The sequence below is a fragment of the Citrobacter sp. Awk 4 genome (assembly GCF_028069725.1).
GTDB lineage: Bacteria > Pseudomonadota > Gammaproteobacteria > Enterobacterales > Enterobacteriaceae > Citrobacter_D.
Window position 1 is genome coordinate 67,774 of record NZ_JANEWG010000020.1, and the last position, 12,069, is coordinate 79,842.

At 53.2% G+C, this 12,069-nt stretch carries 10 protein-coding genes and 1 rRNA gene; 8 read left to right on the top strand and 3 right to left on the bottom strand.

Translation table 11 applies throughout. The features are described from left to right. Positions 1-5 precede the first annotated feature (5 nt). Positions 6-788 (top strand): 3'-5' ssDNA/RNA exonuclease TatD, encoded by a 783-nt coding sequence (gene tatD, locus NNO04_RS10750; RefSeq protein ID WP_271444645.1) that lies wholly within the window; start codon positions 6-8, stop codon positions 786-788. On the opposite strand, the gene rfaH is transcribed toward tatD, so the two are convergent. Then, positions 785-1,273: a transcription/translation regulatory transformer protein RfaH gene (rfaH, locus tag NNO04_RS10755; RefSeq protein ID WP_271444646.1), complete on the bottom strand. Its 489-nt coding sequence runs from the start codon at positions 1,271-1,273 to the stop codon at positions 785-787. The genes tatD and rfaH overlap by 4 nt on opposite strands. 167 nt (positions 1,274-1,440) lie before the next feature. On the opposite strand from rfaH, the gene ubiD reads away from it, so the two are divergent. Continuing rightward, on the top strand, positions 1,441-2,934 hold the full coding sequence (gene ubiD, locus NNO04_RS10760; RefSeq protein ID WP_271444647.1) for a 4-hydroxy-3-polyprenylbenzoate decarboxylase: 1,494 nt from the start codon (positions 1,441-1,443) through the stop codon (positions 2,932-2,934). Positions 2,935-2,975: 41 nt separating this feature from the next. Then, positions 2,976-3,677 carry an NAD(P)H-flavin reductase gene (fre, locus tag NNO04_RS10765; protein ID WP_271444648.1) on the top strand — a complete coding sequence of 234 codons (702 nt, stop codon included), beginning with the start codon at positions 2,976-2,978 and terminating at the stop codon, positions 3,675-3,677. A 168-nt stretch (positions 3,678-3,845) separates the two neighbouring features. Here fre and fadA read toward each other — a convergent pair whose 3' ends face one another. Both fadA and fadB read right to left on the bottom strand, forming a co-directional pair. Beyond that, the gene (fadA, locus tag NNO04_RS10770; protein WP_271444649.1) at positions 3,846-5,009 is read right to left on the bottom strand and encodes an acetyl-CoA C-acyltransferase FadA; all 1,164 of its coding nucleotides are present in this window, start codon (positions 5,007-5,009) and stop codon (positions 3,846-3,848) included. A gap of 9 nt (positions 5,010-5,018) precedes the next feature. After that, positions 5,019-7,208, bottom strand: coding sequence for a fatty acid oxidation complex subunit alpha FadB (gene fadB, locus NNO04_RS10775; RefSeq protein ID WP_271444650.1), 2,190 nt, complete (start codon positions 7,206-7,208; stop codon positions 5,019-5,021). A gap of 186 nt (positions 7,209-7,394) precedes the next feature. Here fadB and pepQ point away from each other — a divergent pair, with 186 nt between their 5' ends. The 5 genes from pepQ to NNO04_RS10800 all read left to right on the top strand — a co-directional run. Then, positions 7,395-8,726 carry a Xaa-Pro dipeptidase gene (gene pepQ, locus NNO04_RS10780; RefSeq protein ID WP_271444651.1) on the top strand — a complete coding sequence of 444 codons (1,332 nt, stop codon included), beginning with the start codon at positions 7,395-7,397 and terminating at the stop codon, positions 8,724-8,726. Next, positions 8,726-9,340 (top strand): IMPACT family protein, encoded by a 615-nt coding sequence (locus tag NNO04_RS10785; protein ID WP_271444652.1) that lies wholly within the window; start codon positions 8,726-8,728, stop codon positions 9,338-9,340. The genes pepQ and NNO04_RS10785 overlap by 1 nt, the downstream gene beginning before the upstream one ends. 37 nt (positions 9,341-9,377) lie before the next feature. Further along, positions 9,378-10,829: a Trk system potassium transporter TrkH gene (gene trkH / locus NNO04_RS10790; RefSeq protein WP_203359433.1), complete on the top strand. Its 1,452-nt coding sequence runs from the start codon at positions 9,378-9,380 to the stop codon at positions 10,827-10,829. Between the two features lie 11 nt (positions 10,830-10,840). Then, positions 10,841-11,386, top strand: coding sequence for a menaquinone-dependent protoporphyrinogen IX dehydrogenase (gene hemG / locus NNO04_RS10795; RefSeq protein WP_271444653.1), 546 nt, complete (start codon positions 10,841-10,843; stop codon positions 11,384-11,386). 375 nt (positions 11,387-11,761) lie between these two features. After that, positions 11,762-12,069 (top strand): 16S ribosomal RNA (locus NNO04_RS10800); the annotation flags it as partial.

Genomic DNA, 12,069 nt, shown 5'->3' on the forward strand with positions numbered 1-12,069 from the left:
ACAGCATGTTTGACATCGGGGTAAATTTAACCAGCTCGCAGTTTGCAAAAGATCGCGACGAGGTCGTATCGCGTAGCCTTGCTGCGGGTGTGGATGGCATGCTTCTGACAGGCACCAACCTGCACGAAAGCCAGCAAGCGCAAGCGCTGGCGCGGCAATATACGCGTTGCTGGTCGACGGCTGGTGTTCATCCGCATGATAGTAGCCACTGGCAAACATCAACCGAAGAGGCGATAGTCGCGCTGGCTGGCCTGCCAGAAGTTGTGGCAATTGGCGAATGCGGTCTGGATTTCAATCGCAATTTCTCCACGCCGCAAGAGCAGGAGCGGGCCTTTCTGGCGCAGTTGCACATTGCCGCAGAATTACAGATGCCTGTTTTCATGCACTGCCGCGATGCGCATACTCGTTTTTTGACGCTGCTGGAACCCTGGCTGGATAAACTGCCTGGCGCTGTACTGCATTGTTTTACTGGCTCTCGCCAGGAGATGCAGGAGTGTGTGGACAGAGGGCTTTATATTGGCATCACGGGGTGGGTGTGTGATGAGCGCAGAGGGCTTGAGCTACGTGAGTTATTACCCTTTATTCCGGCAGAAAAACTGCTGATTGAGACGGACGCGCCGTATCTTCTGCCCCGGGACATCTCCCCCAAGCCTGCATCAAGACGTAACGAACCCGCCTGGTTGCCGCATATTCTTGAGCGTATCGCGACGTGGCGTGGAGACGATCCGCAACACCTGGCGGCAATAACAGACGATAACGTCAGAGCGCTGTTTGGGATCGCGTTTTAAATCTTACGAAATCCGGTATTTTTTACGCTCTGCTTAACCTCTTTATTCAACAGATTGAGCAGTAACATTGAACGGGCTTCGCCATCGGGTTCGGTAAAGATCGCCCTCAGTCCCTCGAACGCCCCTTCTGTGATGAGCACGCTGTCACCAGGATAAGGCGTTTCCGGGTCGACAATATCGTGAGGTTTGTAGATCGAAAGCTGATGAATCACGCTGGAGGGGACCGTTGCAGGGTGTGCGCCAAATCGAACGAAATGGCTGACGCCGCGCGTGGCGTTGATCGTCGTGGTATGAATCACTTCTGGATCAAACTCGACGAACAGATAATTAGGGAAAAGAGGCTCACTGACCGTGGTACGTTTACCGCGTACTATTTTTTCCAGGGTGATCATCGGCGTCAGGCAATTCACCGCCTGTCTTTCGAGGTGTTCCTGGGCACGCTGAAGTTGCCCGCGTTTGCAGTACAGTAAATACCAGGATTGCATAATGACTCTTATTTCCTTATTCGGGGCGCAAGCATAGCAAAAGCGATGCGTTAAGTTAATTATAATCCCCGGGTTTGCTTGCTTCGCCGAAGTTCACGCTAATTTAACAAAAATACAGCATCACGATGATGAACGCCGTATAATGAGGCGCTTACGAAGAGGCCATAATGGACGCCATGAAATATCACGATTTACGCGACTTCCTGACGCTGCTTGAACAGCAGGGCGAGCTCAAGCGCATCTCGCTTGAGGTCGATCCTCATCTGGAAATCACCGAAATTGCTGACCGCACGCTGCGTGCCGGTGGGCCTGCCCTGTTGTTTGAAAATCCCAAAGGCTATTCAATGCCGGTGCTGTGTAACCTTTTTGGTACGCCGAAGCGTGTTGCTATGGGGATGGGGCAGGAGGATGTTTCTGCTCTACGGGAAGTGGGTAAGTTATTGGCGTTTTTAAAAGAGCCGGAACCGCCGAAAGGGTTTCGCGATCTGTTTGATAAACTTCCGCAGTTCAAACAAGTCCTCAATATGCCAACAAAGCGTCTGCGCGGCGCGCCCTGTCAGCAGAAAGTGTTCTCTGGTTCAGAGGTGGATTTAAACCGCATTCCTGTCATGACCTGTTGGCCGGAAGATGCCGCCCCGCTCATTACCTGGGGTCTTACGGTGACGCGTGGTCCACACAAAGAGCGGCAGAATCTCGGTATCTATCGCCAGCAGTTGATTGGCAAGAACAAACTGATCATGCGTTGGTTATCTCATCGCGGCGGCGCGCTGGATTTTCAGGAGTGGTGCGCTGCCCATCCCGGTGAACGTTTCCCGGTGGCGGTTGCGCTGGGCGCCGATCCAGCGACGATTCTCGGTGCGGTAACGCCAGTGCCTGATACTCTCTCGGAATATGCCTTTGCAGGTCTGTTACGTGGCACAAAGACGGAAGTCGTCAAATGTATTTCCAACGATCTTGAAGTCCCTGCCAGTGCGGAAATTGTGCTGGAAGGCTATATCGAGCCGGGAGAACTGGCGCCGGAAGGTCCTTATGGCGACCATACTGGCTACTACAATGAAGTAGATAGCTTTCCGGTCTTTACCGTGACGCACGTAACGCAGCGTGAAGATGCTATCTATCATTCGACGTACACCGGCCGACCGCCAGACGAACCGGCGGTGCTGGGTGTGGCGCTAAATGAAGTCTTCGTTCCCATTTTGCAAAAGCAGTTTCCGGAAATCGTCGATTTTTATCTGCCGCCAGAAGGCTGCTCTTATCGACTGGCCGTGGTGACAATTAAAAAACAGTACGCCGGTCATGCCAAGCGCGTCATGATGGGGGTGTGGTCATTTTTACGCCAGTTTATGTACACCAAATTTGTTATCGTCTGCGATGATGATGTCAACGCACGCGACTGGAATGATGTCATTTGGGCGATCACTACCCGTATGGACCCGGCCCGGGACACCGTGCTGGTAGAAAATACGCCAATTGATTATCTGGATTTTGCCTCGCCAATCTCTGGGCTTGGTTCAAAAATGGGGCTGGATGCCACCAACAAATGGCCCGGCGAAACCCAACGTGAGTGGGGGCGTCCCATTAAAAAAGATCCTGATGTTACCGCGCGTATCGATGCGATCTGGGACGAGCTGGCCATCTTCAACAACGGTAAAGGCGCCTGAGGCGCGATCGTTTTGCCCTATAGACCCGACAGAGGGAGCGCATGACAACCTTAAGCTGTAAAGTGACCTCGGTAGAAGCTATCACCGATACCGTATATCGCGTACGTTTAGTGCCAGACGCGGCGTTTTCATTTCGCGCTGGTCAGTATTTGATGGTGGTGATGGACGAGCGGGATAAGCGTCCGTTTTCTATGGCATCCACGCCGGATGAGCAAGGGTTTATTGAGTTGCACATCGGTGCCTCGGAACTCAATCTGTATGCCATGGCAGTGATGGACCGAATCCTAAAAGACAGAGAAATCGTGGTGGATATGCCGCACGGTGAAGCCTGGCTACGTGATGATGAAGAGCGTCCGCTGATCCTGATCGCCGGAGGAACCGGATTCTCTTACGTGCGTTCAATTCTGCTGACGGCGCTGGCGCGTAATCCGCAACGTGATGTCACTATTTATTGGGGCGGTCGGGAAGAAAAACATCTTTACGATCTCTCTGAGCTGCAAGCGCTTTCGGTCAATCATCCTAATCTGCGTATTGAGCCGGTGGTTGAGCAACCGGAAGCGAAATGGCGTGGCCGTACGGGAACGGTATTAACGGCGGTCTTACAGGATCATGGTACGCTGGCGGGACATGATATCTACATCGCTGGACGTTTTGAGATGGCGAAAATCGCTCGTGACCTGTTCTGCAACGAGCGTAGCGCGCGGGAAGACCGTCTGTTTGGCGATGCCTTCGCCTTTATTTAACGCAATAAAAAACCCGCCCCTGACAGGCGGGAAGAACGGCAACTAAACTGTTTTTCTTCGCCATTGGCACCAATGGCTTTGAGATAACACTGTTGTAGGCCGGGCAAGCGAAGCGCCCCCGGCATTTTGCCCGGTGGCGCGTTGCTTATCGGGCCTACGTTATCCTGGTCAAACCCGCTCAAACACCGTCGCAATTCCCTGACCCAATCCGATACACATCGTTGCCAGGCCAAACTGTACGTCTTTGCGTTCCATCAGGTTCAGTAGCGTGGTGCTAATACGCGCGCCAGAACAACCGAGCGGATGACCCAGGGCGATGGCGCCGCCATTCAGGTTGATCTTCTCGTCGATCTGCTCCATGAGCCCAAGATCTTTAATGCACGGCAGGATCTGGGCGGCGAACGCTTCGTTCATCTCAAACAAGCCGATATCACTGGTTGAAAGCCCTGCTTTTTTCAGTGCCAGTTTTGAGGCTGGCACAGGACCATAGCCCATGATTGAAGGGTCGCAGCCCACGACGGCCATTGAGCGAATGCGTGCGCGCGGTTTCAGACCCAGTTCACGTGCACGACTTTCGCTCATCACCAACATGGCGGCAGCGCCATCGGAGAGGGCAGAAGACGTGCCTGCGGTGACCGTACCGCTGACCGGATCAAACGCTGGTCGTAGCGTGGACAATGCTTCGACGGTGGTTTCCGGGCGGATCACTTCATCGTAGTTAAACTGCTTCAGCACGCCGTCGGCATCATGACCGCTGGTCGGGATGATTTCGTTTTTAAAGGCGCCGAACTGCGTGGCCGCCCAGGCGCGGGCGTGTGAACGTGCAGCGAAGGCATCCTGCATTTCTCGGCTGATACCGTGCATGCGAGAGAGCATTTCCGCCGTTAATCCCATCATGCCCGCGGCTTTCGCTACATTGCGGCTTAAGCCGGGGTGGAAATCGACGCCGTGACTCATTGGCACATGGCCCATGTGTTCCACACCGCCGATCAGACACGCGTGCGCATCGCCGGTCATGATCATGCGCGCGGCGTCGTGGAGTGCCTGCATTGATGAACCACACAGACGGTTGACGGTGACCGCAGGGACATAGTGCGGGACTTCCGCCAGCAGCGCGGCGTTACGGGCAATGTTGAAGCCCTGTTCCAGCGTTTGCTGTACACAACCCCAATAAATATCGTCAAGTGCCGCGGGTTCCAGCGCCGGGTTACGTGCCAGCAGGCTACGCATTAAGTGTGCGGAGAGATCTTCTGCTCGCACGTTACGAAACGCACCTCCTTTCGAACGGCCCATCGGGGTACGGATCGCATCAACAATTACAACCTGTTCCATTGTGACTCCTTAAGCCGTTTTCAGGTCGCCAACCGGACGGGCAGGCTCAACCGGGGGATAGTACGGTTCGTTATGGCGCGCTTTGTTACGCAGACCTTCCGGCACTTCATACATCGGGCCGAGATGCTGATACTGTTGCGCCATATCGAGATATTTCGCGCTGCCGAGCGTGTCCAGCCAGCGGAACGCGCCGCCGTGGAACGGAGGGAATCCCAGACCGTAAACCAGCGCCATATCGGCTTCCGCCGGGCTGGAAATGATGCCTTCCTCCAGGCAACGCACCACTTCGTTGACCATTGGGATCATCATGCGGGCGATAATCTCTTCGTCGCTGAAATCACGCTTCGCTTTGCTGACGTCAGCCAACAGGTTGTCTACGGTGGCGTCTTCTTCTTTCTTCGGCTTACCTTTGCTGTCTTCTGTATAGCGCCAGAAGCCCAGACCATTTTTCTGGCCGTAACGGTTAGTCTCAAACAGCGCATCGATAGCGTCGCGATAGTCTTTCTGCATACGCTGTGGGAAGCCGGCTGCCATCACCGCCTGCGCGTGGTGTGCGGTATCAATGCCCACGACATCCAGCAGGTACGCCGGGCCCATTGGCCAACCGAACTGTTTTTCCATGACTTTGTCGACTTTGCGGAAATCTGCGCCGTCACGCAGCAACTGACTGAAGCCGGCGAAATACGGGAACAGTACGCGGTTAACAAAGAAGCCAGGGCAGTCGTTTACCACAATCGGTGTCTTGCCCATCTTACTGGCCCAGGACACCACTTTGGCGATGGTTTCATCCGAACTTTTCTCACCGCGAATGATCTCAACCAGCGGCATCCGGTGAACCGGGTTGAAGAAGTGCATACCGCAGAAATTTTCCGGGCGCTTCAGGACGCTTGCCAGTTCGCTAATGGGAATGGTGGAGGTATTGGAAGCCAGCACGGTGTCCGGACGGACTTTATCTTCCGTCTCTGCCAGTACGGCTTTTTTCACTTTCGGGTTCTCAACGACCGCTTCCACCACCACGTCGACGCGCTCAAAACCGGCATAGTCCAGCGTTGGGTGAATAGTGGAAATGACGCCCGCCATTTTCAGACCGTCGATCTTACTGCGTTCAAGCTGTTTGTTCAGCAACTTGGCGGCTTCTGTCATACCGAGGGTAAGCGATTTGTCGTTGATATCTTTCATTATCACCGGTACGCCTTTCCAGGCGGACTGATAAGCGATACCCCCACCCATGATACCGGCACCCAGTACGGCAGCCTGCTTCGGTGTTGCAACGTCTTTGGTCAGCGTCTTCGCTTTGGCCTTAACGAACTGATCGTTGAGGAAGATACCGACCAGTGCGCGGGCTTCATTGGTGTGCGCCAGCGGGACAAAACTTTGGTTTTCCAGTTTCAACGCTTCTTCACGACCAAAGCGGGCAGCGGCTTCAATCGTCTTCACCGCGGTGATCGGCGCCGGGTAATGTTTACCTGCGGTTTGCGCGACCATCCCTTTGGCGATGGTGAAGCTCATTGCAGCTTCAATTTTGCTGAGTTTCAGCGGCTCGAGCTTCGGCTGACGTTTGGCTTTCCAGTCAAGGTCACTGTTGATCGCCTGATGAAGCACAGCCAGAGCGCCATCAATCAATTTCTCTGGCTTCACCACGCCATCGACCAAACCGATTTTCAGTGCCTGCTCGGCGCCCACATCTTTACCTGCCGCAATGATCTCCAGCGCGCTGTCCGCGCCCAACATACGTGGCATACGGACGGAACCGCCAAAACCAGGCATGATCCCCAGTTTCGTTTCCGGCAAACCGATACGCAGGTCTGGCGTCGCCAGGCGGTAGTCGGTCGCCAGAACGCATTCGCAACCGCCGCCCAGCGCATAGCCGTTGACGGCGGAAAGGGTAGGGACGGGCAAATCTTCCAGACGGTTAAAGACGCTGTTGGCAAAATGCAGCCACTGGCTTAACTGCTCCTCGGGAACGAGAAACAGTGAAAGGAATTCGGTGATATCTGCACCGACAATAAAGGCTGCTTTATTGGAACGTAGCAGCAGCCCTTTTAAATCTGTTTGCTTTTCCAGCACGTCAAGCGCATGGCCGAGGCTGGCGACGGTTGCAGTGTCGAGTTTGTTGACCGAGCCTGGAGCATCGAACACCAGTTCGGCGATGCCATTTTCCAGCCAGTCGAGGTACAGGGTGTCGCCTTTGTAAAGCATGTCAGTCTCCTGAATCTGCAAGGTGATCTGGTCATACCAGATTAAGCGAGTGTGTATTTTATGTTAATAAAATGCAAATGACTGATTAAAAAAATGACGATTCGATCACGCTCGGCAGAAATCACTCAGCCACAATACGATGTGCTAAGATGCGAAGACTTGAGGTCAAAAACAGAAGGGAAAAAAATGGAATCACTGGCCGCACTCTATAAAAATCATATTGTTACCTTACAGGAACGGACCCGCGACGCACTGGCGCGTTTTAAGCTGGATGCGTTACTTATTCACTCTGGCGAACTGTTCAACGTCTTCCTCGACGATCATCCGTATCCGTTCAAGGTCAATCCGCAGTTTAAAGCCTGGGTGCCGGTGACGCAGGTGCCCAATTGCTGGTTGCTGGTAGATGGCGTAAACAAGCCAAAACTGTGGTTCTATCTGCCGGTCGATTACTGGCACAACGTTGAGCCGCTGCCGACCTCTTTCTGGACCGAAGACGTTGAAATCATTGCGCTGCCAAAAGCCGACGGCATTGGTAGCCAGTTGCCAGCCGCACGCGGCAACATTGCTTATATTGGCCCAGTGCCAGAACGTGCATTACAGCTGGATATTGCGGCCAGCAACATCAACCCGAAAGGGGTGATCGACTACCTGCATTATTACCGTTCCTATAAAACGGATTATGAACTGGCCTGCATGCGTGAAGCGCAGAAAATGGCGGTGAGCGGTCACCGTGCAGCGGAAGAGGCTTTCCGTTCCGGTATGAGCGAGTTTGACATCAACCTGGCTTATCTGACGGCGACCGGGCATCGTGACACCGATGTACCGTATAGCAACATTGTCGCGCTTAACGAACATGCATCCGTCCTGCATTACACGAAGCTGGATCATCAGGCGCCGTCTGAAATTCGCAGCTTCCTGTTAGATGCAGGCGCAGAGTACAACGGTTATGCGGCTGACCTGACGCGTACCTGGTCTGCCAACAGCGATAATGACTATGCTCAACTGGTTAAAGATGTGAATGACGAACAGCTGGCGCTGATTGCCACGATGAAGGCTGGGATGAGCTATGTGGATTATCACATTCAGTTCCATCAGCGCATCGCGAAGCTGTTACGTAAGCATCAGCTTGTGACCGGCATGAGCGAAGAGGCAATGGTGGAAAACGATCTCACCGGGCCGTTTATGCCGCACGGTATTGGTCATCCGCTGGGTCTGCAGGTACATGATGTGGCGGGTTTTATGCAGGATGATACCGGAACGCATCTTGCTGCGCCGTCGAAATACCCTTATTTGCGTTGCACTCGTGTGCTCGAACCGGGAATGGTATTAACCATTGAGCCGGGTCTTTATTTTATCGAGTCACTGTTGGCGCCGTGGCGTGAAGGACAATTCAGCAAACACTTCAACTGGCAGAAAATCGAAGCGCTGAAACCCTTTGGCGGCATTCGTATTGAAGACAACGTAGTGATCCACGAAAACAACGTTGAAAACATGACGCGTGATTTGAAACTGGCGTAATGGACAGTTGGTTAATCCCTGCATCTCCGGTCACTGTTGTTGAAGAGATCAAAAAGAGCCGCTTTATTACGCTGTTGGCCCATACGGACGGCGTAGAAGCGGCGAAAGCGTTTGTGGAGTCTGTCAGAGCGGAACACCCGGCTGCTCGCCACCATTGTGTTGCGTGGGTGGCGGGTGCGCCAGACGACTCGCAGCAGTTGGGTTTCTCGGATGACGGCGAACCGGCGGGCACGGCAGGGAAACCGATGCTGGCACAATTGATGGGCAGCGGTGTCGGTGAGATTACCGCCGTGGTGGTTCGCTACTATGGCGGTATTTTGTTGGGTACTGGGGGGTTGGTGAAGGCCTACGGCGGCGGGGTGAATCAGGCGCTGAGACAGTTAACCACGCAACGCAAGACGCCATTAACCGAATATACTTTGCAGTGTGAATATGGTCAGTTGACCGGGATTGAAGCATTACTGGGGCAGTTTTCCGGTAAGATCGTTACCAGCGATTATCAGGCGTATGTCCTGCTACGGGTGGCGCTTCCTTATGCAAAAGTGGATGAATTTACAGCAAAACTGGCGGATTTTAGCCGTGGTTCATTGCAATTATTAGCGATTGCAGAATAATCCCCACCTCATTTTTAGAACAAAGGAAGCGGCAGAGATGCATTTTCGCGCCATTACCCGAATCGTTGGACTACTGGTCATCTTATTTTCGGGGACAATGATTCTCCCAGGGTTGGTTGCGTTGATCTACCGTGATGGAGCGGGTCGGGCCTTTACACAAACGTTCTTTGTCGCGTTGGCAATTGGTTCTTTACTGTGGTGGCCAAACCGCCGGGAGAAGGGCGAGCTGAAATCCCGCGAAGGGTTTCTCATCGTGGTTCTGTTCTGGACCGTGTTGGGCAGCGTGGGTGCGCTGCCGTTTATCTTTTCTGAACAACCGAACCTCACCATTACAGATGCGTTTTTTGAATCCTTTTCCGGGTTAACGACAACCGGCGCGACCACGCTGGTGGGGCTTGATTCGCTGCCACATGCCATTCTTTTTTATCGCCAGATGCTGCAATGGTTTGGCGGTATGGGGATCATCGTCCTGGCGGTGGCTATTCTTCCTATTCTCGGCGTTGGGGGGATGCAGCTTTATCGTGCCGAAATGCCTGGGCCGCTGAAGGACAACAAAATGCGTCCACGCATTGCCGAAACAGCAAAAACCCTGTGGCTGATTTATGTGTTACTGACCGTGGCATGTGCGCTGGCGCTGTGGTTTGCGGGTATGCCCGCCTTTGATGCCATTGGGCACAGCTTTGCCACCATCGCCATTGGCGGTTTTTCCACGCATGATGCCAGCGTGGGGTATTTTGACAGCCCGGCTATCAATACCATTATTGCTATCTTCTTACTGATCTCCGGTTGTAACTACGGCCTGCACTTCTCTTTATTAAGCGGGCGTAGCCTGAAGGTTTACTGGCGCGATCCGGAGTTTCGGATGTTTATTGGCGTACAGCTGACGCTGGTGGTCATCTGCACACTGGTTTTATGGATCCACAATACCTACGCTTCGGCGCTAACAACGCTAAACCAGGCTTTTTTCCAGGTGGTGTCAATGGCGACAACTGCCGGGTTTACGACGGACAGCATTGCGCGCTGGCCGCTCTTTCTGCCTGTTCTTCTGCTGTGCTCTGCATTTATCGGCGGTTGTGCGGGATCAACCGGCGGTGGCCTGAAGGTTATCCGCATTCTGTTGCTGTTTAAGCAGGGGAATCGCGAACTGAAGCGACTGGTTCACCCGAACGCGGTGTACAGCATAAAGTTGGGGAACCGTGCGCTGCCGGAACGTATCCTCGAAGCTGTTTGGGGCTTCTTCTCTGCTTATGCATTAGTCTTTATCGTCAGTATGCTGGCTATTATCGCAACCGGTGTGGATGACTTCTCTGCATTTGCTTCTGTTGTCGCAACGCTCAACAACCTGGGACCAGGACTTGGCGTCGTTGCAGACAACTTTGCCAGCATGAATCCTGTTGCGAAATGGATCCTGATCGCCAATATGTTGTTTGGTCGTCTGGAAGTCTTCACTTTGCTGGTACTGTTTACCCCCACTTTCTGGCGTGAATAATGGAGTAACACGTGAAAACACTCATTCTCTTCTCAACCCGGGATGGACAAACGCGCGAGATCGCCTCGTATCTGGCTTCTGAATTAAAAGAGCTGGGGATCTGGGCGGATGTCGTTAATCTTCATCGAACTGAGGAGCCGGACTGGCAAAGTTATGATCGCGTTGTGATTGGGGCGTCTATTCGCTACGGTCACTATCATGCCGCTTTCCAGGAGTTCGTGAAGACACATTCTGCAAGATTGAACGCCATGCCGAGTGCGTTCTACTCGGTGAATCTTGTTGCGCGTAAACCGGAAAAGCGCACGCCGCAGACAAATAGCTATGCGCGCAAGTTTCTGCTGAACTCGCCGTGGCGTCCCGATCGTTGCGCTGTGATTGCGGGGGCGCTTCGTTATCCTCGTTATCGCTGGTATGACCGCATTATGATTAAGCTCATTATGAAGATGTCAGGCGGTGAAACGGACACGAGTAAAGAAGTGGTCTATACCGACTGGGAACAAGTGGCGATTTTCGCCCGTGAAATCGCACAATTAACCAGCAATTCGTCGTCAAAGTAGTCGTAAAGAATAAAAAATAAGCACTCAGAAGATTATTTTAAATTTCCGCTTGTCAGCCGGAAATAACCCCCTATAATGCGCCTCCACTGACACGGAACAACGGCACGCAAGCCGCCGGGTCAGCGGGGTTCCACTGAGAACTTCAGCAGAGAAAGCAAAAATAAAGGCTTGACTCTGTAGCGGGATGGCGTAATATGTACACCCCGCGCCGCTGAGAAAAAGCGAAGCGGCACTGCTCTTTAACAATTTATCAGACAATCTGTGTGGGCACTCAAAGTGACATGGATTCTTAACGTCCCCGGACGAAAAATGAATACCAAGTCTCTGAGTGAACACGTAATTCATTACGAAGTTTAATTCACGAGCATCAAACTTAAATTGAAGAGTTTGATCATGGCTCAGATTGAACGCTGGCGGCAGGCCTAACACATGCAAGTCGAACGGTAGCACAGGGGAGCTTGCTCCCCGGGTGACGAGTGGCGGACGGGTGAGTAATGTCTGGGAAACTGCCCGATGGAGGGGGATAACTACTGGAAACGGTAGCTAATACCGCATAATGTCGCAAGACCAAAGAGGGGGACCTTCGGGCCTCTTGCCATCGGATGTGCCCAGATGGGATTAGCTAGTAGGTGGGGTAACGGCTCACCTAGGCGACGATCCCTAGCTGGTCTGAGAGGATGACC